The organism is Streptomyces sp. BR1 (assembly GCF_052373795.1).
GTDB lineage: Bacteria > Actinomycetota > Actinomycetes > Streptomycetales > Streptomycetaceae > Streptomyces.
This window is the reverse complement of sequence record NZ_CM126252.1, coordinates 2430395-2452511: the sequence shown is the minus strand read 5'-3', so window position 1 is coordinate 2452511 and position 22117 is coordinate 2430395. Positions and strand designations below refer to the sequence as shown.

Genomic DNA, 22117 nt, shown 5'->3' with positions numbered 1-22117 from the left:
GGACGCCATGCTGCTCGAAGTGCGCGACCTCCAGGTCGAGTTCAAGACCCGGGACGGGATCGCCAAGGCCGTCAACGGGGTCACCTACTCGGTGGCGGCCGGGGAGACGCTGGCCGTGCTCGGCGAGTCCGGCTCCGGCAAGTCGGTGACCGCGCAGGCCGTGATGGGCATCCTCGACATGCCGCCCGGGAAGATCACCGGCGGCGAGATCCTCTTCAAGGGCCAGGACCTGCTCAAGCTCAAGGAGGACGAGCGGCGCAAGGTGCGGGGCTCCGGGATGGCGATGATCTTCCAGGACGCGCTGTCGTCGCTCAACCCGGTGCTGAGCGTGGGCGCGCAGCTCGGCGAGATGTTCGTGGTGCATCAGGGGATGTCGAGGAAGGACGCCAAGGCCAAGTCGGTCGAGCTGATGGACCGGGTGCGGATCCCGGCCGCGCAGGAGCGGGTCGGGCAGTATCCGCACCAGTTCTCCGGCGGTATGCGCCAGCGCATCATGATCGCGATGGCGATGGCCCTGGAGCCCGCGCTGATCATCGCGGACGAGCCGACCACGGCGCTCGACGTGACGGTCCAGGCGCAGGTCATGGACCTGCTCGCGGAGCTCCAGCGGGAGTTCACGATGGGTCTGATCCTGATCACCCATGACCTCGGGGTGGTCGCGGACGTCGCCGACCGGATCGCGGTGATGTACGCGGGCCGGATCGTCGAACAGGCCCCGGTCCATGAGATCTACAAGGCGCCCGCGCACCCGTACACCCGGGGTCTGCTGGACTCGATCCCGCGCCTGGACCAGAAGGGCCAGGAGCTGTACGCGATCAAGGGCCTGCCGCCCAACCTGATGCACATCCCGTCCGGCTGCGCCTTCCATCCGCGCTGCCCGATGGCGCAGGACGTGTGCCGCACCGATGTGCCGCCGCTCGCGGACGTCGCCGAGGGCCGCAAGAGCGCGTGCCACTTCTGGAAGGAGTGCCTGAATGGCTGAGGCGATTCTGGAAGTACGCGACCTGGTCAAGCACTACCCGCTGACCCAGGGCATCCTCTTCAAGAAGCAGGTCGGCGCGGTGAAGGCGGTCGACGGGGTCTCCTTCGACCTGGCGGCGGGGGAGACGCTGGGCATCGTGGGGGAGTCGGGGTGCGGCAAGTCGACGGTGGCCAAGATGCTGGTGAACTTGGAGCGTCCGACGGCGGGCCAGATCAAGTACAAGGGCACGGACATCACGAAGATGTCGGGCAAGGCGCTCCGCTCCGTCCGCCGGAACATCCAGATGGTGTTCCAGGACCCGTACACGTCGCTCAACCCCCGGATGACGGTGGGCGACATCATCGGGGAGCCGTACGAGATCCATCCCGAGGTGGCCCCGAAGGGGGACCGGCGCCGCAAGGTGCAGGACCTGTTGGACGTGGTCGGTCTCAATCCGGAGTACATCAACCGGTACCCGCACCAGTTCAGCGGCGGTCAGCGCCAACGCATCGGTATCGCCCGGGGGCTGGCGCTCCAGCCCGAGATCATCGTGGCGGACGAGCCGGTGTCGGCGCTGGACGTCTCGGTCCAGGCCCAGGTGGTGAACCTGCTGGAACGCCTCCAGGCGGAGTTCTCGCTGTCGTACGTGTTCATCGCCCATGACCTGTCGATCGTGCGGCACATCTCCGACCGGGTGGGGGTGATGTACCTGGGCCGGATCGTGGAGATCGGCCGTGACGAGGAGATCTACGACCACCCGACGCATCCGTACACGCAGGCGCTGCTGTCCGCCGTCCCGGTCCCGGACCCGGCGGCCCGGGAGCGACGCGAACGGATCATTCTCACCGGGGATGTCCCGTCCCCGGCGAACATCCCCTCGGGGTGCCGTTTCCGCACCCGCTGCTGGAAGGCCCAGGAGCGCTGCACCCTGGAAGTCCCGGAGCTCGCCGTCCCGGCGGTGTTCCGCCTGGCCGCGGGCCCGGCCCAGCACCCGTCCGCGTGCCACTTCGCGGAGGAGAAGACGGTGGTGCCACCGGAGTAGGTTCGTCGGCTGCGGCCCAGCACGGTCCGCGGGCGAAAAGTGTGCACCGGGCCCGCGTCCGCGGGTGTCGCGGGGTGTGCGGGCGCGGGCCCGGCCCGATGCGGAGGCAGTGTGACACTCGGGTCAATGGGCCGTGTCCGTCGCCTCCTCGATCGCGGCGAGCGCAGGGTCGAGGACGACGTCCTCGTCCCGCGCCGCGACCGTCGGTTCCTCGGGGAAGTGGCACGCGGTCAGATGCCCCTCCCGGTTGCCCTCAAGACGTACCAGCGGCGGGGTCTCGGACGCGCAGAGATCGGCCGCCTTCCAGCACCGCGTTCGGAAGCGGCAGCCCGACGGCGGGTCGATCGGGGACGGCACGTCACCGGCGAGCCGGATCCGCTCACGGCCCTCGCCCTCGTCGTCGACCACGGCCTCCGGCACGGCCGAGAGCAGCGCGTGCGTATACGGGTGGCGGGGCCGCTCGTAGATCGAGTCGCGGTCGCCGATCTCGACGATCCGGCCGAGGTACATCACCGCGATCCGCTGCGAGAAGTGCCGCACGATCGCCAGGTCGTGGGCGACGAACAGGAACGCGATGTCCAGCTCGCGCTGGAGGTTCTGGAGCAGGTTGACGACCTGCGCCTGGATCGAGACGTCCAGCGCGGAGACCGGTTCGTCCGCCACGATCAGGCGAGGTCGCAGCCCCAACGCCCTTGCCACGCCGATACGTTGACGCTGTCCGCCCGAGAACTCGTGCGGGAACCGGTTGTAGTGCTCCGGGTTGAGCCCGACGATCTCCAGCAGCTCGCGCACGCGCTTCTCACGGCCGCCCGGCGGATTGACCCCGTTGACGACCATCGGGTTGGAGATGATGTCGCCGACCGTCTGGCGCGGGTTGAGCGAGGCGAACGGGTCCTGGAAGATCATCTGGATCTCGGACCTGATCGGCGCCATCTCCTTGCGCGAGGCATGGCTGATGTCCCGGCCGTCGTACGTGATGGTGCCCCGGGTCGGTTCGAGCAGGCGCGTGATGAGGCGCCCGGTGGTCGACTTGCCGCACCCCGACTCGCCCACCAGACCCAGGCTCTCGCCCTGCGCGATGGTGAAGTCCACCCCGTCCACGGCCCGTACGTCACCGACGTGGCGCTTGAGCAGGAACCCGCTGTGGATGGGGAAGTACTTGACGAGTCCGGCCACTTCCAGCAGCGGCGACTGCTCCCGGTCAGCTCCGGAAGCCTGGTCGCGGGGGCCGGGAACCTTGGTGAGGTCCAGCTGTTCGCTCATGATGTGTTCTCGACTCCTGGTCGGGTCAGCGCAGCCGCGGCCGGATCTGCTCGGCGAAGATCGTGTCCTTCTGGTCGCCGCTGAGATGGCAGGCGGCGCCGTGCGGCTGGTCCTCCGGGATGGCGGGCCGCACCGTCCGGCACAGGCCGCCGGAGACCTGGTCGGGGAAGGCGCAGCGCGGATGGAACGGGCACCCCGGCGGCGGCGAGAGCAGACTGGGCGGCGCCCCCGGGATCGGCACCAGCGGCAGGTCGACGGGCGAGTCGAGGCGCGGGATCGAACCGAGCAGCCCCCAGCTGTAGGGGTGGCGCGGGGTGCGCATGATCTCCCGTACCGTGCCGCGCTCCACACAGCGGCCCGCGTACATCACCATCACGTCGTCCGCGGTCTTCGCCACCACGCCCAGGTCGTGCGTGATGATGATGATCGCCGAACCGGTCTCCTGCTGGAGGTCTTTCAGGAGGTCGAGGATCTGCGCCTGGACGGTGACGTCGAGCGCGGTGGTCGGCTCGTCCGCGATGATCAGCGCCGGGTCGCAGACCAGGGCCATCGCGATCATCACGCGCTGGCGCATCCCGCCGGAGAACTGGTGCGGATAGTCGTCGACCCGCAGCCTCGGCTGCGGGATGCCGACCTTGCCGAGCATCTGGATCGCCCGCTCCTTGGCCTCCTTGCGGGAGGCGCCCATGTGCTTCATGTACGGCTCGGCGATCTGGCGGCCCACCGTGTAGTACGGCGAGAGCGCGGCCAGCGAGTCCTGGAAGATCATCGCCATCTTCTTGCCGCGCAGCTGGGCGAGTCGGCGCTCCGAGGCGCCGGTCAGCTCCTGCCCGTCGAGCAGGATCTCGCCCCGGATCGTGGTGTTGCGCGGGTTGTGCAGCCCGAGGACGGCCAGGTTGGTGACCGACTTGCCGGAGCCCGACTCGCCCACGATGCCCAGCGTCGAGCCGCGCGCCAGGTCGAAGGAGAGCCCGTCGACGGCCTTGACGATGCCGTCCTCGGTGGCGAAGTGCACATACAGATCACGGACCGAGAGGAAGCCCCGGGACGCGCCGGTGTCCGGCGCGGCCTCGGTCTGGCTGAGGGTGCTCACGGAGGGTTCTCCTCAGAGTTTCCGGGATCCCGGGGTGCGGGATCGGAAGGGTCGACGAGCTCTCAGGAGAGCCGGATCCGCGGATCGATGAAGGCGTACGCCATGTCGACGACGATGTTGCAGAGCACGATGATCGTGGCGCCGATCAGCATCACGGCCATCTCCAGCGGCAGATCGCTGCGGAGCACGGCCTGCACCGAGAGCGAGCCCAGGCCGTGCAGGCCGAAGGTGACCTCGGTGATGATCGCGCCGCCGAGGACCGCGCTGAGGTCGACGCCGAAGATGGTGATGACGGTGGCCATCGCGCCGCGCAGGGCGTAGCGAAGGAAGACGTAACGCGAGCTCATGCCCTTGGCGCGGGCCGCGCGGATATGGTCCTCCGACATCTGCTCGACCATCAGCGAGCGGGTCTGCCGGCTGTAGTTCGACCAGAAGATCACCGACAGGATCAGACACGGCAGCAGCAGTCCGGAGACGGAGCCTGCCGGGTCGCTCGCCCAGTGCGGGTCCTGGCCGCGGTTGAAGATATGGGTCTTGGTGGAGAGCAGCAGGATCGCGATCGGGCCGATGAAGTAGATCTGCACGGACTGGCCGAGCAGGGAGGCGGCGCTGGCGATCCGGTCGAAGAGCTTGCCCTGCTGCCAGGCGGAGATCAGGCCGAGGCCGACGCCGACGGTCAGGAAGATCGCGGCGCCGCCGACGCCCAGCGAGAGCGTCGTCGGATAGCGGTCGGAGATGGTGCTCCACACCAGCTGCTGGTCGGCGAAGGAGTAGCCGAAGCAGGGCGCCGGGCAGTGCCCGACGGGCATGTCGCGCCCGGCGAAGATGCCCGTCATGAAGTGCCAGTACTGCACCCAGATCGGATGGTCGAGCCCCAGGTTCTTGCGGATCAGTGCCACGTTCTGCGGGTCGCAGTTCTTGCCGCAGGACAATAGCGCCGGGTCGGAGGGCAGGAAGAAGAAGAGGAAGTACGTGATGGCGCTGATCAGCAGCAGGATGACCGCGGCGCCGAGCAGTCGTCGCACAAGGAAACGGAGCATCGGACTCTTCCGTCTGTATGCGGTCCCCGGCCCGTGAGGCGGGCCGGGGACCGGGCCGCCACTACTGCTTCACGTAGATGGTGCTGGGGTTGATCGTGCCGAACACCTGGTTGTACGAGATGCCGCCGAGGCCGTCGCCGTACAGGTTGAAGTACTTGTCGAAGACGAACGGGATCTGCGCCGTGTCGGTCTGCAGCACGTACTCGGAGAGCTTGCGCCACTCGGTGTTCTGCTGGTTGATGTCGGTCAGCGCCATGATCCGGTCGATCTCGGAGTTGACCTTCGGGTCGTTCAGGAACGGGTAGTTGTTGGTGCCGTCCTGGAGGTTGCGGCCGTCCATGGTCGGCGGGACCACGGTCGAGGCGCTCGGCCAGTCGGCGCCCCAGCCGGTGCGGTAGATGTCGAACGGCGTGTTCACCTTGCCGACCACCGTGTAGTACGAGGTCGGGTCGATGGCCTTGCGCTCCACCTGGAAGCCGGCCTTCTCCAGCGCCTTCTGGATGGTCAGCGAGACGTTCTGCCAGCGCGGGGTGTTGGCGTACGCGAAGCTGAGCTTGACCGGTCCGGTGACCCCGGCCGCCTTCAGCATCTCCTTGGCCTTGTCCGGGTCGCCCATCGGCTTGCTGAGCTTGCCGAACGGGTCGAACTTCTGCCAGCCGGCCACCGTCGGGCTGATCAGCGTGGTGCCGAGCTCACCCTGCGCGCCGCCGCCGAACGCCTGCTGCACCTGCTGCATCGGGAAGGCGTACATGATCGCCTGGCGGACCTTGGGGTCGGTGATCCGCTTGGTGTTGATGTTGATGACCTCGACGTACGGCTGGTACTCGTTGACCGTCCGCGACTTGTACTGCGAGTCCGTCGTCAGCGTCTGCATCTTCGACGGGTCCGCGGAGCCGGACATGTTCACGGCGTACTTGTCGGGCCCGGACTGCGCGGCCATCCGGTTGGTCAGACCCGGCTCGGCGATGCCGAGCTGGAACTCCCACTTGTCGGGGTAGGCGTTGCGGATCGGGTCGCTCTTGGGGTCCCAGTTGGTGTTGCGCACGAACGACAGCGACTTGCCCGGCTTGTAGTCCGCGATCTTGTACGGGCCGGACGCGACCGGGTGGTTGTTGTACTTCTGCTTGTCGTCCTTGAGCTTGGGGATCGGCGACACGTTCGGCATGGACATCGCGTACGGGGCGTCCGCGTGCGGGGCCTGGAAGTGGAAGACGATGGTCTTGTCGTTCGGCGTCGCGAGCGCCGTGTCGGGCAGCTCCTGGCCGGTGTACGGGCCCTTGTACGCCTTGCGGTAGTCGGTGCCGAGCATCCACTTCTGGACGTACTGCGGGCCCTGCGTCTCGAAGTCCGCGAAGAGCCGCTCGATGCCGTACTTGACGTCCTTGGACGTGATGGGCGTGCCGTCCTCGAACTTCAGGTTGTCCTTGAGGGTGTACGTCCAGGTCTTGGCGCCGTCCGACGGGGTACCGGTGTCGGTGGCCAGATCGCCCACCAGAATCGTTTTACCGGTCTTGGCGTCGATCTTGTATCCGGTCAGCGAGCGGTTGTAGAGCAGTTGCAGCGAGAGCATGTCGCTGACGTACTGCTGGCCCGGGTCCAGATAGTCGAAGCCCGCCTGGTCCAGGTCGTAGGCCGTGCCGCCGGGCTTGGCGCCCTCGACGGGCGCCGCGGGTCCCGTGGAGTCGGCTTTCGTGCCGATGCCGAAGTTCTGCACCGTTGCCTTCTTGTCGCCACCGGAGGGGTTCTTCCCGGTGTCGCTTCCGCCGCTGCTGCACGCCGCGGACAGTGTCAGAGCCCCTACCGCCAGAAACGCGGAGGCGTAGCGCGCCTTGCGAATTCTCATTGATTCCTGCCTGTCAGGATGTGGACGGTTCAGCGGACGGTCTTGGGGTCGAGTGCGTCCCGGACCGAATCCCCGAGCAGGTTGAAGGCGACGACGAAGATCAGCATCGCGATGCCGGGGAAGAACATGAAGGTGACGTCGGACTCGAAGTACGAGGCGCCCGACTGGAAAAGCAGTCCCCAGTCCGGGGTCGGCGGCTGAATACCGACGCCCAGGAAGGAAAGTCCCGCCTCCGCCGTGACATTGGCCGGAAGCAGGAGTGTCGCCTGGACCAGGACCGTGGACCAGATGTTGGGCAGCACTTCTTTGCGGATGATCCGCCAGTTCGAGGCGCCGCTGAGTCTGGCCGCCTCGATGAACTCGCGTTCCCGCAGCGAAAGGACCTGGGCCCGCACGAGCCGGCCCACCACCATCCAGCCGAGCAGGAACTGCACGAGGATCAGCGCCACGACCCGTACGTACGTGGGTTCCTCGTCGCGCGGCGAGACGAAGAGCGCGACGATCACCGGGGTGAAGGCGATGAAGAACAGCTGCTGCGGGAACGACAGCATCAGGTCCGAGAACCGGCCGAGGAAGTAGTCCACCTTGCCGTGCATATAGCCCTGGACCAGGCCGATCAGCACGCCGGTGGCCACCGAGACGACGGTGACGGCCAGCGAGATGAACAGCGAGGTCCGGATCCCGTAGATCAACAGCGTGAACACATCGCGGCCCAGGTTCGGTTCGACGCCGAACCAGAAGTCGCCGTCGACGCCGCCGTTGGGTTTCAGCGGAATGCCGTAGCTGTTCAGGAGGCCGCGGTCCTGTCCGTACAGCTGATAAGGATCTTTGCCGTAGAGCTTCGCGATCAAGGGTGCCGCGAAAGCGATGAGAATGAAGGCGAGCACGGTGACCGCGCACGCGATACCCACCCGGTCGCGTTTGAATCGCGCCCACGCGAGCCGGCCGGGAGAACGCCCGATGAGTTCGGTCGCCGTGAGTCCCGTGGCGGAATCCGCCCCCTGTGGAAGAGGATCAGTTGGTTCCGTGGCGGCCTGGGTTGAACTCGTCATCGCACATAGCCCCCGCACCGAGAGAGAGTCGAAGAGAGTCGAACGGCGCCCGCAGGCGTCATTGATTGACCGGAACATTCATGCGCCCAGCCTTGTGCGTCAAGAGGTTTGAGCATGCTTGTGTGCGATCACGGGAGAACTTGGCACAAGATTTCGCACATCGAGGCGACTGCGTGCTTGACAAGGCGGTGGAGCGGGCGACATGACTCCATAAATGCCCATCAATTTCGTTAACAAGCAGGCAACTTGACTGACGCAACACCGATATACGAACGCGTCACGCTGAACACCGTACGGCCGTGCGGGTGCCGTGGGCCGGTCGGGGTGTCTCGTCACCCCGGCCGGCCGCTGCCGTCCCGCCCAGGTCACGCGCCCCTCTTGTCGACCCGAGCACCGTGGGTGGAGGATGCGGCGGAGCATGCGCTCACCAAGCCAACCGGGGGGACGGCAAGGGGCATGAGGCAGGCACAGACACTCACGGGCGGCGCGCGGCTCACCGGGGCCGTGCTGTGCGCGTTCCTCGCGCTGCTCACGGCCGCCTGGATCGCCCGCGATCTGCACACCGCGCGGTCCGTCGCGGATCTGTGGTGGTTCTGGACGGGCATGCCCAAGCACACCGGTGGCACCCCGCTGACCACGGGTTTCCTCGACCCCGTGCTGCTCGTGGTGTACGTGGTGGCGGTCGCCGTGGTGCCCCGATCGCCGCTGGCCGCAGGTGTGTTGGCCGGTGCCGGGGCCGTCACCGCCGCGCTGCGGATCTCCTCGCTGTGGGTGCTGCACGACCACTGGCTGGACACCACCGCGCTGCACGAACTCCACCGCCGGGCGCTGCTCAGCACGTTCGCGGCGCTGGCGGCGGGTCTTGCCATGCTGATCACGGCTGCGGCGGGGCGCCGGCCGTCTCCGGAGGTCGGGCCCGCGCCGCCGGTCCGGCCGGGCGCGGGGGCCGGGATCACCGCGTTCGTGCTGCTGGTCGCGGCCGCCGCGGTCGTGGTGGCGTGGGAGATCTATACGGCGGTGAAGCTTCCCGGGGACGTGTACAAGGTGCGGTTCAGCGGCGGGAATCTGCCGTTGTTGTGGGTGCCGGCGGGGTGGATGACGGTGGTGCTGGCGGTGGTCGCGCTGACCGCGGCGGTTGGGGCGCTCGCCCGGGCCGCCTTCTCTCGGCCGTTGGGTCTTGTCGCCGCGGCCGTGCTGGCGGCGTCGGGGGCGTTGGGGATCAGTGAGGTGGTGCGGTTCGAACTGCTCGACCATTTCGACTCGTTGTCGACCGCCGGGCAGTTGCAGGTCGTGACGTTCTTCTTCGAGGTGGTGGTGGGAGTGGTGCTGGTTCCCGTGCTGGTCAGGCGGGGGCCTGCCGACCCGGTGGACTCGCCTGCGGCGTGGCCGCCTGCGCCTGGCGGCGGCGGGTTCGGGCCGCCGCCGCCGTCGTTCCCGCCGCCGGGGTGGTGACCAGCGCTCCGCGAGGGGTGCGGTTATTTGGCCGCGGACCGTGCGTGGCTGGTCGCGCCCACGCGGCGGAGCCGCACAATGTCACAGCCCCGCGCCCCTGTAGGTGCAGCCACTCAGGTCCGCAACGACCGCTTCAAGAAGTCGACTTGGAGCAGTAGCAGGTTTTCCGCCACCTGTTCCTGTGGCGTCATGTGTGTCACGCCCGTCAGGGGCAGGACCTCGTGGGGGCGGCCCGCCGACAGGAGGGCCGAGGAGAGGCGGAGGGTGTGGGCCGCTACCACGTTGTCGTCCGCCAGGCCGTGGATGATCATCAACGGGCGGTGCTGCTCGGCCGGTTGGGACAGGCCCGCGTCGGTGACGAGCGAGTTCGACTCGTACGCCGAGGGGCTGGTCTTCGGGTCGCCGAGGTAGCGCTCGGTGTAGTGGGTGTCGTAGAGGCGCCAGTCGGTCACCGGCGCGCCCGCGATCGCCGCGTGGAAGACGTCGGGGCGGCGCAGTACCGCGAGCGCCGAGAGGTAGCCGCCGTACGACCAGCCGCGCATCGCGACCCGGCCGAGGTCCAGCGGGAAGCGCTTCGCGAGGTCGTGCAGCGCCTCGATCTGGTCGTCGAGGCTGAGTGTGAAGTCGTCGCGGATCGCCTTCTCCCAGCCGGGGGAGCGGCCCGGGGAGCCGCGGCCGTCGACGACGATCACCGCGAAGCCCTGGTCGGCGAACCACTGGGAGGTGAGATGGGAGTTCTGGGAGGCGAGGACGCGCGGGCCGTGGGGGCCGGCGTACGGGTCCAGGAGCACCGGAAGCGGGCCGTCCGATTCCTTGTACCCGGTGGGGAGCAGTACGGCGCACGGGATGCGCCTCGCGCCCCCCTCTGTCAGCCGCACTCCGGCCGTGAGTACGGGCTCCTCGGCGTACGAGTCGACCACCGCGAGCTGCTTGCCGTCCCGTTCGACCCGTACCGTGGTGCCCGGGGTGTCCGGACGGGCGGATGTGAGGACGGTCGCCGGTCCGCCCCGCACCGCCGAGTGGACGCCCGGACCATCCGAAACCCGCTCAATACCCAGCTCGTTGACCCGGTACACATGGATCTCCCCGGTCTCGGGAGCAGAGGCCCCCTCCCCGGCCGACGCGGAGACAAGGATGTCGTCCGGCCCGATGTCGAGCACGGCCCGGACATGCAGCTGGTCACCGGTGAGCGGACGGTCCCCGACGGCGAGCACCCGCGCCCCGCCCTCATCGGCGATCCGCACCAGTCGGCCGTCCGGGGCCCAGGCCGGAACGCCGGGGAAAAGATCGAGCCAGACCTCGTCCTCGTCGACATGGACGGTCCTGGTCGTCCCGGACTCCGTGTCCACGGCCAGATACGTCTGGGTGCGCTGGTCCCTGGCCTGCACCAGGAGCAGCGGGGCGCCCGCCGCCGACCAGTGCACCCGCGAGAGATACGGGTGGCGCACCCGGTCCCAGACGACCTCGGTCCTGGCCCCGTCCAGACCGTACAGAAACAGCCGGACCTCGGCGTTGGGCGTGCCCGCCGCCGGATACGCGACGCGCTGCGGCTCGCGGTCCGGGTGGGCCGGGTCGGCGATCCACCAGCGCTTCACCGGGCTCTCGTCGGCCCGCGCCACCAGGAGCCGGTCGGAGTCGGGCGACCACCAGAAGCCCCGGGAGCGGCCCATCTCCTCGGCCGCGATGAACTCGGCGAGACCGTACGTCACATCGGGCGACTCCGGCTCGGCGAGCGCCCGGTCGTCCTCGCCGCCGGCCCCGGCGACCCGCAGCGCACCCCGTACGACATAGGCGAGACGGCGGCCGTCCGGGGACGGGCGGGGGTCGATGACGGGGCCGGGGGCCGGGAGTTCACGGGTGGTGCCGGCCCGCAGCTCGGCCGTGAACAGACGGCCCGACAGCGCGAACGCGGCCAACTCCACGGCCGCGTCGGTCGCGTAGCCGACGATGCCCGCCGCGCCCTCGCGGCTGCGCTCGCGCCGCGCCCGCTCCTGCGGGGAGAGGTCCTCCGCGTGCCCGCCGAGCAGCGCGCGCGGGTCGGCCGCGAGCCGTTCACCGCCGCCGGGCGCCAGGTCGAGCACCCAGAGGCTGTTGGCCGGATCCGTACCGTTCGGAGACCTCAGAAAGGCCACCCGGCTGCCGTCCGGCGCCACCGTGAAGGCGCGGGGCGCACCGAGCGTGTAGCGCTGGGTCCTGGCGTACTGACGGGGAAACGAGGGTTCCCCAGGGGCATTTGAGGTCATGAACCGAACCTAGCGGCCCTCGCCCCGACGTGCCTGGCCGTGGCCGGTGTGCGCCCCTTGTGCGCCCGTGCACCGATCAATGCGTTCCGTCGGATAGTTATGATCCATAGTGGGGTGTGGGTATGACTCCGCATGCCCCCTCGCACACGCTCTTCCGACCGACTGGCTCTGCCCGACCGACAGATGGAGGTGAACCGCCGTGGCACTCTCTATTTCGGCGGTGGTGCTGCTGGCGATCATCGTCTTCCTGCTGGTCAGGAAGTCCGGACTGAAGGCCGGACACGCGGTGGTCTGCACTCTGCTCGGTTTCTACCTCGCCAGTTCGTCCATGGCACCCAGCATCAACAACCTGACCAACAACGTGGCGGGCATGATCAGCGACATCAAGTTCTGACGCCGGTGACGCGGCCCGGCGCGGCCGGGGGATCCGAGGCATGCCGCCGCGAGCCATGCCTCGTAGGCTGTCGGGTATGACGGATCTCCCCGCCCGGCGTCTGCTCCTGGTGCACGCGCACCCCGACGACGAGTCGATCAACAACGGCGCCACCATGGCCGCCTACGCCGCCGACGGCGCCCTGGTCACGCTGGTGACCTGCACCCTCGGCGAGGAGGGCGAGGTCATCCCGGCGGACCTCGCGCATCTCGCCGCCGACCGCGACGACCGCCTCGGCGCCCACCGCATCGGCGAACTCGCGGCCGCGATGAAGGAGCTGGGGGTCACCGACCACCGCTTCCTCGGCGGCCCCGGCCGCTTCCGCGACTCCGGGATGATGGGCGCCGAGCAGAACGGCCGCGCGGGCGCGTTCTGGAACACCGACGTGGACGACGCGGCCCCGCATCTGGTCGAGGTGATCCGCGAGGTCCGGCCGCAGGTGCTCGTGACGTACGACACCAACGGCGGGTACGGTCACCCCGACCACATCCAGGCCCACCGCGTCGCGATGCGCGCCGCCGAGCTGGCCGGTGACGCCGCGTACCGCCCGGACCTGGGCGAACCGCACACCATCGGCAAGATCTACTGGAACCGGGTGCCGAGGTCCGCCGCCGAGGAGGGCTTCGCGCGGCTGCGCGACTCCGGCGTCTCCTTCCCCGGCATCGCCGAAGTCTCCGACATTCCGGGCGTCGTCGAGGACGAGCGGATCACCGCGGAGATCGACGGCACGCCGTACGCGCAGGCCAAGGCCGCCGCGATGCGCGCGCACATCACCCAGATCGCCGTGGACGGCCCCTTCTTCGCCCTCTCCAACGACCGGGGCCAGCCGCTGTTCGCCAAGGAGTACTACGAGTTGGTGCGCGGCGAGTCCGGGGCGCCGGCGGGCGAGCGCGAACACGACCTGTTCGCCGGGCTGGAGCTGTCATGAGCGGAAAGCCCCGTACGTCCCCCGTCGACGTCAACGCCCGTACGGCGGGCGCCCGCCCCGGGCGGATCGCCGCCTTCGCCGGGCTGTTCGTGCTCGGCGCGCTGACCGGGGTCGCGGGCGCGCTGGTCCAAGCCGCCTGGTTCCCCGGCGGGTTGCTGCTCTCGCTGGCCGGCGCGGCCGGACTGTTCTGGGTGGGTTCGTCCCTGACGAACAGCCGGGTCGGGGTTGCGGCACCGGGTGCCGGATGGCTGGTCGCGGTGCTGTTTCTGACGGCCACCCGGCCCGAGGGCGACTTCATCTTCGGGGCGGGCCTCGGCTCGTACATCTTCCTGCTCGGCGGGATGGCCTCGGCTGTGATCTGTGCCACGATCGGCAACCTCGTACAACCGGCCGGTGATTCGGCCCGACTTGGCAAGTGACGTGCGCGGGCGGCGTGGCGCAGTAGTGGGTGTGGTGTGCCGCTTCGCCGGGCCGACCCGTGCGTGCGCGCGGCGGCCAGTATGGTGGTGCGCGCCGCCGAGCCGCCCGCACACAGGCACACGAGACAAGAGCGGGTGGCGGAGCCGATCGGGAGAGAACCTGCCTTGAGTCGTGAAACTGACAGTTCGACCTCCGGCCCCCAGGGGCGCGGCGGAGCCGCGTACCCGTCGGGTACCCCGCCGTACGGGACGCCGCACTCTCCGGCGCACGACGCCCCGGAAGCCGCCGCCGCAGAGCCGGACGAACCCAAGACCGAGACCACGCTGACGACCCGGATCCGGATCAACATCCCCGGATCCCGGCCGATTCCGCCGGTGGTGATGCGTACGCCGATGAGCGACGCGGACAAGGCGTCCGCTTTGTCCCCCGCCGAGGGCGAGCGTACGCAGAGCGGCGCGGACGCGGAGGAGACCGGCACGCATGCCGCGCCCTCCGCCGACGACAAGCCGGCCAGCGACTGGTTCGCGCCCCGTAAGTCGGGCCCCGGCGCGCCCACCCCGCCGTCCGGCACCCCGCGCTCGAACCTCCCGTACTTCTCGGACGCGCCGCAGGGCGACGGCTCCACGAACGGGAGCGGCTTCCCCGGCGCGGGCTCCGCGAACGGCCAGGGCTTCGCAGCCGGGAACGGCGGCTCGCCCAACGGAAGCGGCAGTTCCGCGCTCTCCGCCGGCGGCGGCCCCGCCGGACCCACCACCGGCCCCATGACCGGCACCGCCGCGCTGCCCACCCGGCCGACCGACAGCCGCAAGGGCCAGCAGCGCCTCGGCGGCCAGGGCCTCGCCGCGTCGCAGGGCCCCGCGAGCACCCCGAGCCACGGCTCGCCGGTCTTCGGCTCGGAGGGCCCCGGCGGTACGCCCAGCCACGGCACCCCGGTCTTCGGCGGCGACGGCACACCCGGTCGCGGGACCCCGGCCCCGGGTGTGCGGCCCGGTCCCCTGACGCCGTCGGTGCCCCGGATGTCCGACGACACCGCGATCCTGACCCCGCAGGCCCCGGCGCCGGTGCCGGGGCGTGGCGGGACGACTCCGCCCCCGCCGGCCGAGCATGTCTCCGGTGACACGCTGACCAGCGGTATCCCGGTCGTCCCGGGCGACAACCGGGCCGCGTTCGCGGGTGGGCCGGGCATGGGTCCCGACCTCACACCGCGCCTCCCCGACGGCTCGGACAGCGCGCAGGCGCAGGAGGCCCCCCAGGCCCCGGCCCGTACGACCGCGCCCGCCGCCAAGAAGCAGAAGAAGGGCCGCTCCAAGCTGGTCCTGCTCGGCGTCGCGGTCGTCGCCGCGGCCGGTGTCGCGTACGGCGCGGGTCTGCTGCTCAACCACTCCGAGGTCCCCAAGGGCACCACGGTCCTCGGCGTCGACATCGGCGGCGGCAGCAAGGAGCAGGCCGTCGCCAAGCTGGACGCCACGCTCGGCAAGCGCGCGGCCCAGCCGCTGCGGCTGACCGTAGACGGCAAGAAGGAGACGCTCGCCCCGGACAAGGCGGGTCTGACCCTGGACAGCCAGGCGACCGTGCGCAACGCGGCGGGCAGCGACTACAACCCGGTCTCCGTCATCTCCTCGCTCTTCGGCGGCAAGCGGGCCGCCGAGCCGGTCATCCCGGTCGACGAGGAGAAGCTGGGCGTCGCCCTGACCGACCTGGCGGGCGCCTCCGGCTCCGCCGTCGAGGGCACGGTCAAGTTCGTCCCGGGCAAGGCCGTGGCCGTACCCGGCAAGGCGGGCAAGACGCTCGACGTCAACCGCTCGATGAACTCGGTCAAGGACGCCTACCGGGCGCAGGTGGAGACGGGCACGCCCAACGACGTGCAGCTGCCGGTCACCAGCCGCCAGCCGACCATCTCGGCGGCCGAGATCGAGCGGGCGATGAACGAGTTCGCCAAGCCCGCCATGTCCGACAAGATCACCATCAAGGCCGGCGGCAAGCAGATCGTCTTCGGCCCGGTGAAGTCACTGCCGAAGATCCTTTCCATGAAGCCCGTCGAGGGCAAGCTGGTCGAGGTCTACGACAAGAAGGCGATCGAGGAGCTCATGGGCAGCGCCTTCAACGGCGTCATGGTCATGAAGGGCGACGGCCAGAAGCACCAGCTGTCCTCGGACGACGTGGCCAAGGCGATGCAGAGCGCCCTGCGCGGCAAGACCACCGCGCAGCGCACCGTCACGATCGACCTGAACGCCAGCTGACCTGCGGTTCCTGATCCCGGCCCCCGTACGCGCGACGCGTGCGGGGGCCGTGTCATGCCGTCCGCATGACATCTGTCATCCAGGAGTCACGACAGGCGGCACTGCCCCGGGCCGGGGCCCGCGGGCGAACCTTGGGTCATGACCACAACGACGACCTCCACCGCCACCTCCGTGGTGAGTTTCGAGAACGTGAGCAAGAGCTACGGGGACGTCCGCGCCGTCGCGGACCTCTCGCTCACCCTCCACCCCGGCGAGACGGTCGCACTGCTCGGACCGAACGGCGCGGGCAAGTCCTCCACGCTCGACCTGCTCCTCGGGCTGCGCCGCGCCGACGCCGGTTCGGTCCGGCTCTTCGGCACCAGCCCCGAGCAGGCCATCCAGGACGGCCGGGTCGGCGCGATGCTGCAGAGCGGCGGCCTGATGGAGGAGGTCAAGGTCCGCGAGCTGGTCAAGCTCGCCTGCGATCTGCACCCGCGGCCGTACCCGGTCCAGGAGGTCCTGGACCGCGCGGGCATCGGGCAGATCGCCGACCGGATGGTCAACAAGCTCTCCGGCGGCCAGGAGCAGCGTGTGCGCTTCGCGCTCGCGACCGCCGGCGCCAACGACCTGATCGTCCTGGACGAGCCGACCACGGGCATGGACGTCACCGCCCGCCAGGCGTTCTGGGCGACCATGCGCGAGCAGGCGCAGCAGGGCCGTACGGTCCTGTTCGCCACCCACTACCTGGAAGAGGCGGACGCGATCGCCGACCGCGTCCTGGTGCTCCACAAGGGCCGTCTGCTCGCCGACGGCACCGCCTCCGAGATCAAGGCGAAGGCCGGTGCCCGCCGGATCGCCTTCGACCTGGAGGGCGCGATCGACGAGTCGGCCCTGCGCGGGCTGCCGTTCCTGGCGAGCCTGGACATCTCCGGCCGCACGGTCCGCCTCCAGTCGACGGACGCGGACGCCACCGTCCACGCGGTGTACGGGCTCGGCCTGTACCCCCGCAACCTCGAAGTCGCAGGCCTCGGCCTGGAGCAGGCCTTCGTCGCCATCACCGAGGCCGAGGAGGCCAGGACCGCATGAACACCCTGATCAAGCTCGAAATCGCCCGCACCCTGCGGAACAAGAAGTTCATGTTCTTCTCGGTGATCTACCCCTCCGCGCTGTATCTGCTGATCTCCGGCTCGCAGAACACCACGGACAAGATCGGCGGCACCGATCTGACCTTCCCGGCCTTCTTCATGGTCTCGATGGCCTCGTTCGGCGCGATCACCGCCGTCCTGATGGGCAACAGCGAGAAGATCGCCAAGGAGCGCGAGAAGGGCTGGGTGCGCCAGCTGCGGCTGACCGCGCTGCCCGGCCGCGGCTACGTCCTGGCGAAGATCGCGAGCGCCGCCGTGGTCACCCTGCCCTGCATCGTGGTGGTCTTCCTGGTCGCGGCCACCGTCAAGGACGTACGGTTCGACGCCTGGCAGTGGCTGGCGCTGACCGGCTCCATCTGGGCGGGCTCGCTCTGCTTCGCCGCGCTCGGCGTGGCCATCGGCTACCTCGCCAGCGGTGACGCGGTCCGCCCGATCACGATGATCATCTACTTCGGCCTCTCCATCCTGGGCGGCCTGTGGATGCCCACGACGACCTTCGCGCCCTGGCTCCAGTCGCTCGCCAAGTGGCTGCCCACCCACGCGTACGCTGCGCTCGGGCAGGCCATCGAGGCGGGCAACGCCCCGCACACCAAGGACGTGGCCGTCCTCGCCGTCTACTTCCTGCTCTTCGCGGGCGGCGCGGCCTGGCTGTACCGGAAGGACACCCTGAAGGCGTGAGCAGCGTGACGGAAGACCGCAAGCCCATGGCCGCCATCGGCCGCCCGCCGGAGAACCGCCAGGAGGCGGGGCGCAAGCTGGTGTGGATCGGCATCTGGCTGGCGTTCCTCGGGGCGCCCGTCTCCGACCTGCTCAAGGGCCATCACACGGTGTGGGCGACCGTGCTCGGCTGGCTCGCCCTGGTGGCGTTCGTCGCCGCCTACCTGGCCCTGGTCTTCCGCCACACCGCCCGCCCCTACGCCCGCTCCACGGTCGCCTCGATCCTGGCCTTCCTGGTCGCCCTCGCGATCCTCACCTCGCTGACCCTGGACGCGCCCTGGCTGGTGCTCTTCGTGTACGTGTCGGTGGGCTGCGGGGCGGCGCTGCCGATGACGATCGCGAAGTTCGCGATCCCGGCCGTGACGGGCGTCATGGCCCTGCTCGGCCTCACCACCAAGGGCGCCTGGGGCGACTTCGTGCCGGGCCTGACGATCCCGGCCCTGCTCGGCGGCTTCGCCATGAGCGGCGTGCGCCAACTGGTGCGTACGACCGTGGAGCTGCGCCAGGCGCGGGCCACGGTGGCGCAGCTGGCCGCCAACGAGGAGCGGCTGCGCCTGGCCCGCGATCTGCACGACCTGCTCGGCCACTCGCTCTCGCTGATCACGCTCAAGAGCGAGCTGGCCGGCCGGATGCTCCCCGCCCACCCCGACCAGGCCGCCCAGCAGGTCGCCGACATCGAACAGGTCAGCCGCCAGGCCCTGGTGGACGTACGGGAAGCGGTGTCCGGCTATCGCAGGGCGACCCTCGCCGGTGAACTGGCCGGTGCGCGCACCGCGTTGACGGCGGCCGGAGTCACGGCCGATCTGCCCGCCGCCGCCGAGCTGCCCGACGAGGCACCCGAGGGCGCGGAGGAGGCGCTGGCCTGGGTGGTCCGCGAGGCGACGACGAACGTGGTGCGCCACAGCGGCGCCAAGAAGTGCGCGATCACCCTCGACGTACGCCAGACGCTGGACGGCCGCTTCGTCGAACTGCGCATCAGCGACGACGGCCGGGGCGGCCCGGGCACCCCCGTCCCCGGCAACGGCCTGACGGGCCTGGCGGAACGCCTGGCCAAGGCGGGCGGAACGGTGGAGGCCGCGTCCTCCAAGGGGTTCACGCTGATCGCGAGGATCCCGCTGGCCGGGGCCCCGGCGGCCGGGACCGGAGCGTCCCCGGAATCCCACTAAAATCCGGTTCATGATCCGACTCCTGCTGGCCGAAGACCAGTCCATGGTCCGTGAGGCCCTCGCAGCACTGCTCGGCCTGGAGCCGGACTTCGAAGTCGTGGCCCAGGCCGCGCGCGGCGACGAGGTGCTCCCTGCCGCCCGCGCCCATGAGATCGATGTGGCGCTCCTGGACATCGAGATGCCGGGCTGTACGGGCATCGAGGCGGCGGCCGCCCTGCACCGCGAGTTCCCGGCCCTGAAGATCGTGATCCTGACGACCTTCGGGCGTCCCGGGTATCTGCGCAGCGCGATGGAGTCGGGCGCCGACGCCTTCCTGGTCAAGGACGCCCCGGCCGCTCAACTCGCCGCAGCCGTACGCAAGGTGCTCGCGGGGGAGCGGGTCATCGACCCGACCCTGGCGGCCGCCGCGCTCGCCGAGGGCGCGAACCCGCTGACCGACCGCGAACGCGATGTCCTGCGCGCGGCGGCGAACGGCGCCACCAACGCCGAGCTCGCCCGCACCCTCTCGCTCTCCCAGGGCACGGTCCGCAACTACCTCTCGATGGCCATCCAGAAGCTCGCGGCCCGCAACCGGGCGGAGGCGGTGGGGATCGCGCGGGAGAAGGGCTGGCTGTAGGCCGGTCCCCTCGTACGGAGCCTCAGTTCAGCATCGCCCGCGCCGCCCGGGCCCGTCCCCGGATCGTCTCGGCGGTACGGGGCTCCACCGGCTCCAGGACGTCCGCGTACAGGTCGAGTTCGGCGGCCCCCGCCAGGAAGTCGCCGCGCTGGACAAGCAGTTGGGCCCGGTCGTAACGCAGTCGGGCCGGGTGGGTCGGCAGCAGGAGGCTGAGGTCCAGCGCCCACAGGGCCACCGCGCTGTGCTCCGGGCGGGCCGACGCCCAGGCGCGGATGTTGTTGAGGATGCGCAGCACGATCGCCAGCGGGTCCGCCGGGGTCAGCATCGACGGGTCGAGCGGGGCGCCGGTGGCCCCGACGACCAGCAGCTCCGCGTCCGCGCCCGTCAGCGGGCGGCCCCCGTTGAACGGGTCCGCCAGGACCCGCTCCTCCGGCCCGCCGAACCCGACCACGAAGTGGCCGGGCAGCGCCACCCCGTACACCGGGGCCCCCGCCCGGCGGGCCACCTCGATCCAGATCACCGAGAGCAGGATCGGCAGCCCCCGGCGCCGCCGCAGCACCTCCGGCAGCAGCGACGACTCCAGGCGCTGGTACTCCGCGGGCGTGCCCCGGAAGTCACAGGCGCCGCCGAGCAGTTCCGCCAGCGCCTCGGCCCACGCGCCCGCACTGGTGACCCCGTACGGGAGCAGGCCCGCCAGCCGGTCGAGCTCCACCTGGGCCGCGTCCAGGCCCGGTTGGCCGAGTTCCGGATCGGCCACCGCGCCGATCAGCAGGCACAGCGTCGCGAGGTCGGGCCGCTCGCAGCGGGCCTCCTCGGTGAACTGCCCTCGCCAGTCGTACGCGCCGGGGCTTTCGGGGTCCATAACCGCCTCGTACCCGTTCAGTGAGATCGGAAGTGTGGTGCCGGGGTTCCGGTTCCGGTCGGTCGGTTCCGGGGGTGTCGATGGGACCGGAGGTTCCGGTTCCGTTCAGGGCTTCGTCAACCCGAGGGATGCCTGAAGTGGTGATACATGTGATGCGTCGCGAAGCCGAGCGCGTCGTAGAGCGCCGCCGCCTCTTCATTGTCCGTCTCGACCTGGAGCCACGCCGCCGACGCCCCTTCGTCCAGGGCCTGCCGGGCCAGCGCGGCCATCACGGCCGTCGCCAGGCCCCGGCGGCGCTGCGCCGGGTCCACCTCGACCGCCATGAACCCCGCCCACCGGCCGTCGACCACGCACCGGCCGATGGCGGCGGGCGCTGCGCCCTCGTCCCCGGCCACCGTCGCGAACCACGTCGACGGGCCGCTCTCCAGGACCTTCAGGACGTGCGGCCCGGGCGTGCCCGTGCGCTGGTAGCGGCTGAGCCAGGCGGGGCCGACGGTGCGCGACAGCTGGACCCGTGAGACGTCCGCGTCGACGTCCCCGATCGGGGCAAGTGCGGCGATCCGCAGTTGGGCGCTTACTTCGCGAATCCACCCGTCCTGTTCAAGATCGACACAGAGCTGTTCCTGGGTGCCCTCGGCGCCGGTCGCCGTTTGCACATACGTGGGAAGTCCACGCGCCGCGTACCACTGACGTACGTACGTCAACGCGTCCGCCAGCGGTCTGCCCGGGTCGCCGAGCGGGAGGACGGAATTGGCCCGGCGGGTGAATCCGCCGGCCGCCCGCAGCGTCCAGTCGCCCAGCGGCGCGCTCTCCACCGGCTGCCAGGAGCGCGCGCTGACCAGCGACAACTCCCGGAAGGTGGCGGCCGGGCCGCGCCGTCGGGCGGGCTCGGCCGGGACGACCTTGCCCGCGACCATCTCGCGCTCCGGGATGCGCACCGTCTCGCCGGTCCTGCGTGTGATCGACAGCACCCCGTCATCCCACAATGTGAGAACGCCGATCGTGTCGGTGAACTTCTCGCCCCGCTCCCCGGTCGTCGCGAGGTGCCTGACTGATACCCGTTTGCCCTGATCTTCAGGCGTGATGCGGACGATCAACCGTCCGCCGGTGGTGAACTCCACAGCTCTCTTCGCCCCTCCTGTTCGGATCGCGCCCCGGAACGGAGATACTAGGTGTGGGCATCGACGACGCCGCGCTCCCGCGCGCCACGTGGACGGAGCCGCCAGACCGGCCCGCCGCGCCCTATCGAGGAGGAACGACAGCGTGACCTACGTCATTGCGGAGCCTTGTGTCGACCTTAAGGACAAGGCATGCATCGAAGAGTGCCCGGTCGACTGCATCTATGAGGGCCAGCGGTCCCTCTACATCCACCCGGACGAATGTGTCGACTGCGGTGCCTGTGAGCCGGTCTGCCCGGTCGAGGCCATCTTCTACGAGGACGACACCCCGGAGGAGTGGAAGGACTACTACAAGGCGAACGTCGAGTTCTTCGACGAGCTCGGTTCGCCCGGTGGTGCCTCCAAGCTCGGCCTGATCGAGCGCGATCACCCCTTCATCGCTGCGCTGCCCGCCGACATCAACGCCGACAGCGAGCACTGACACCGACACCCGCGTGTCCCCCC

The 22117-nt window shown here is 70.1% G+C and carries 20 protein-coding genes; 12 read left to right on the top strand and 8 right to left on the bottom strand.

Annotated elements, in window-relative coordinates; genetic code table 11:
• Positions 1-7 precede the first annotated feature (7 nt).
• Positions 8-982 carry an ABC transporter ATP-binding protein gene (locus ACT1U9_RS10335; RefSeq protein WP_444538048.1) on the top strand — a complete coding sequence of 325 codons (975 nt, stop codon included), beginning with the start codon at positions 8-10 and terminating at the stop codon, positions 980-982.
• Positions 975-2003, top strand: a complete 1029-nt coding sequence (locus ACT1U9_RS10330; protein WP_444538047.1) for an ABC transporter ATP-binding protein — start codon at positions 975-977, stop codon at positions 2001-2003. Before ACT1U9_RS10335 ends, ACT1U9_RS10330 begins: the two co-directional genes overlap by 8 nt.
• A 123-nt stretch (positions 2004-2126) precedes the next feature.
• Here the strand turns inward: ACT1U9_RS10330 and ACT1U9_RS10325 are convergent, their stop codons facing one another.
• From ACT1U9_RS10325 to ACT1U9_RS10305, 5 genes are all read right to left on the bottom strand, one after another.
• Positions 2127-3266, bottom strand: coding sequence for an ABC transporter ATP-binding protein (locus tag ACT1U9_RS10325; protein ID WP_444538046.1), 1140 nt, complete (start codon positions 3264-3266; stop codon positions 2127-2129).
• A 25-nt stretch (positions 3267-3291) separates the two neighbouring features.
• Complete coding sequence (locus ACT1U9_RS10320) at positions 3292-4359, bottom strand: ABC transporter ATP-binding protein (protein WP_444538045.1); 1068 nt, start codon at positions 4357-4359, stop codon at positions 3292-3294.
• A gap of 62 nt (positions 4360-4421) precedes the next feature.
• Positions 4422-5399 carry an ABC transporter permease gene (locus tag ACT1U9_RS10315; RefSeq protein WP_444538044.1) on the bottom strand — a complete coding sequence of 326 codons (978 nt, stop codon included), beginning with the start codon at positions 5397-5399 and terminating at the stop codon, positions 4422-4424.
• Positions 5400-5460: 61 nt separating this feature from the next.
• Positions 5461-7242: an ABC transporter substrate-binding protein gene (locus tag ACT1U9_RS10310; protein ID WP_444538043.1), complete on the bottom strand. Its 1782-nt coding sequence runs from the start codon at positions 7240-7242 to the stop codon at positions 5461-5463.
• A gap of 29 nt (positions 7243-7271) precedes the next feature.
• Positions 7272-8294 (bottom strand): ABC transporter permease, encoded by a 1023-nt coding sequence (locus ACT1U9_RS10305; protein WP_444538042.1) that lies wholly within the window; start codon positions 8292-8294, stop codon positions 7272-7274.
• A gap of 456 nt (positions 8295-8750) precedes the next feature.
• Between ACT1U9_RS10305 and ACT1U9_RS10300 the strand changes: the two genes are divergently transcribed.
• Entirely contained in the window at positions 8751-9746 is a 996-nt protein-coding gene (locus ACT1U9_RS10300; RefSeq protein WP_444538041.1) for a hypothetical protein, read from the top strand.
• Between the two features lie 113 nt (positions 9747-9859).
• On the opposite strand, the gene ACT1U9_RS10295 is transcribed toward ACT1U9_RS10300, so the two are convergent.
• The gene (locus tag ACT1U9_RS10295; RefSeq protein WP_444538040.1) at positions 9860-11989 is read right to left on the bottom strand and encodes an alpha/beta fold hydrolase; all 2130 of its coding nucleotides are present in this window, start codon (positions 11987-11989) and stop codon (positions 9860-9862) included.
• Positions 11990-12188: 199 nt separating this feature from the next.
• On the opposite strand from ACT1U9_RS10295, the gene ACT1U9_RS10290 reads away from it, so the two are divergent.
• The 8 genes from ACT1U9_RS10290 to ACT1U9_RS10255 all read left to right on the top strand — a co-directional run bounded on the left by ACT1U9_RS10290 (position 12189) and on the right by ACT1U9_RS10255 (position 19633).
• Positions 12189-12383 carry a hypothetical protein gene (locus ACT1U9_RS10290; protein WP_188276071.1) on the top strand — a complete coding sequence of 65 codons (195 nt, stop codon included), beginning with the start codon at positions 12189-12191 and terminating at the stop codon, positions 12381-12383.
• Positions 12384-12459: 76 nt separating this feature from the next.
• On the top strand, positions 12460-13350 hold the full coding sequence (gene mshB, locus ACT1U9_RS10285) for an N-acetyl-1-D-myo-inositol-2-amino-2-deoxy-alpha-D-glucopyranoside deacetylase (protein WP_444538039.1): 891 nt from the start codon (positions 12460-12462) through the stop codon (positions 13348-13350).
• Positions 13347-13769, top strand: a complete 423-nt coding sequence (locus tag ACT1U9_RS10280) for a DUF6113 family protein (RefSeq protein WP_444538038.1) — start codon at positions 13347-13349, stop codon at positions 13767-13769. Before mshB ends, ACT1U9_RS10280 begins: the two co-directional genes overlap by 4 nt.
• 165 nt (positions 13770-13934) lie before the next feature.
• Entirely contained in the window at positions 13935-16010 is a 2076-nt protein-coding gene (locus tag ACT1U9_RS10275) for a hypothetical protein (protein WP_444538037.1), read from the top strand.
• 138 nt (positions 16011-16148) lie between these two features.
• Positions 16149-17075, top strand: a complete 927-nt coding sequence (locus tag ACT1U9_RS10270; protein WP_444538036.1) for an ABC transporter ATP-binding protein — start codon at positions 16149-16151, stop codon at positions 17073-17075.
• Entirely contained in the window at positions 17072-17812 is a 741-nt protein-coding gene (locus ACT1U9_RS10265; RefSeq protein ID WP_444538035.1) for an ABC transporter permease, read from the top strand. Before ACT1U9_RS10270 ends, ACT1U9_RS10265 begins: the two co-directional genes overlap by 4 nt.
• 26 nt (positions 17813-17838) lie before the next feature.
• Positions 17839-19017: a sensor histidine kinase gene (locus ACT1U9_RS10260; RefSeq protein WP_444539058.1), complete on the top strand. Its 1179-nt coding sequence runs from the start codon at positions 17839-17841 to the stop codon at positions 19015-19017.
• Positions 19018-19027: 10 nt separating this feature from the next.
• Positions 19028-19633: a response regulator gene (locus ACT1U9_RS10255; protein WP_393267797.1), complete on the top strand. Its 606-nt coding sequence runs from the start codon at positions 19028-19030 to the stop codon at positions 19631-19633.
• Between the two features lie 22 nt (positions 19634-19655).
• On the opposite strand, the gene ACT1U9_RS10250 is transcribed toward ACT1U9_RS10255, so the two are convergent.
• Together ACT1U9_RS10250 and ACT1U9_RS10245 are read right to left on the bottom strand one after the other, a co-directional pair.
• Entirely contained in the window at positions 19656-20495 is an 840-nt protein-coding gene (locus ACT1U9_RS10250) for a transglutaminase family protein (RefSeq protein ID WP_444538034.1), read from the bottom strand.
• Positions 20496-20611: 116 nt separating this feature from the next.
• The gene (locus ACT1U9_RS10245; protein ID WP_444538033.1) at positions 20612-21616 is read right to left on the bottom strand and encodes a GNAT family N-acetyltransferase; all 1005 of its coding nucleotides are present in this window, start codon (positions 21614-21616) and stop codon (positions 20612-20614) included.
• Positions 21617-21758: 142 nt separating this feature from the next.
• Here ACT1U9_RS10245 and fdxA point away from each other — a divergent pair, with 142 nt between their 5' ends.
• Complete coding sequence (gene fdxA / locus ACT1U9_RS10240) at positions 21759-22094, top strand: ferredoxin (protein ID WP_188276063.1); 336 nt, start codon at positions 21759-21761, stop codon at positions 22092-22094.
• Positions 22095-22117: the final 23 nt, after the last annotated feature.

Bases quoted from the DNA above. Each gene is read 5' to 3' on its own strand.
- mshB (WP_444538039.1), top strand. From the start codon at position 12,460: ATGACGGATCTCCCCGCCCGGCGTCTGCTCCTGGTGCACGCGCACCCC.
- ACT1U9_RS10315 (WP_444538044.1), bottom strand. From the start codon at position 5,399: ATGCTCCGTTTCCTTGTGCGACGACTGCTCGGCGCCGCGGTCATCCTG.
- ACT1U9_RS10305 (WP_444538042.1), bottom strand. From the start codon at position 8,294: ATGACGAGTTCAACCCAGGCCGCCACGGAACCAACTGATCCTCTTCCA.
- ACT1U9_RS10330 (WP_444538047.1), top strand. From the start codon at position 975: ATGGCTGAGGCGATTCTGGAAGTACGCGACCTGGTCAAGCACTACCCG.
- ACT1U9_RS10325 (WP_444538046.1), bottom strand. From the start codon at position 3,266: ATGAGCGAACAGCTGGACCTCACCAAGGTTCCCGGCCCCCGCGACCAG.
- ACT1U9_RS10260 (WP_444539058.1), top strand. From the start codon at position 17,839: ATGGCCGCCATCGGCCGCCCGCCGGAGAACCGCCAGGAGGCGGGGCGC.
- ACT1U9_RS10270 (WP_444538036.1), top strand. From the start codon at position 16,149: ATGACCACAACGACGACCTCCACCGCCACCTCCGTGGTGAGTTTCGAG.
- ACT1U9_RS10310 (WP_444538043.1), bottom strand. From the start codon at position 7,242: ATGAGAATTCGCAAGGCGCGCTACGCCTCCGCGTTTCTGGCGGTAGGG.
- ACT1U9_RS10280 (WP_444538038.1), top strand. From the start codon at position 13,347: ATGAGCGGAAAGCCCCGTACGTCCCCCGTCGACGTCAACGCCCGTACG.
- ACT1U9_RS10335 (WP_444538048.1), top strand. From the start codon at position 8: ATGCTGCTCGAAGTGCGCGACCTCCAGGTCGAGTTCAAGACCCGGGAC.
- ACT1U9_RS10300 (WP_444538041.1), top strand. From the start codon at position 8,751: ATGAGGCAGGCACAGACACTCACGGGCGGCGCGCGGCTCACCGGGGCC.
- ACT1U9_RS10250 (WP_444538034.1), bottom strand. From the start codon at position 20,495: ATGGACCCCGAAAGCCCCGGCGCGTACGACTGGCGAGGGCAGTTCACC.
- ACT1U9_RS10255 (WP_393267797.1), top strand. From the start codon at position 19,028: ATGATCCGACTCCTGCTGGCCGAAGACCAGTCCATGGTCCGTGAGGCC.
- ACT1U9_RS10265 (WP_444538035.1), top strand. From the start codon at position 17,072: ATGAACACCCTGATCAAGCTCGAAATCGCCCGCACCCTGCGGAACAAG.
- ACT1U9_RS10295 (WP_444538040.1), bottom strand. From the start codon at position 11,989: ATGACCTCAAATGCCCCTGGGGAACCCTCGTTTCCCCGTCAGTACGCC.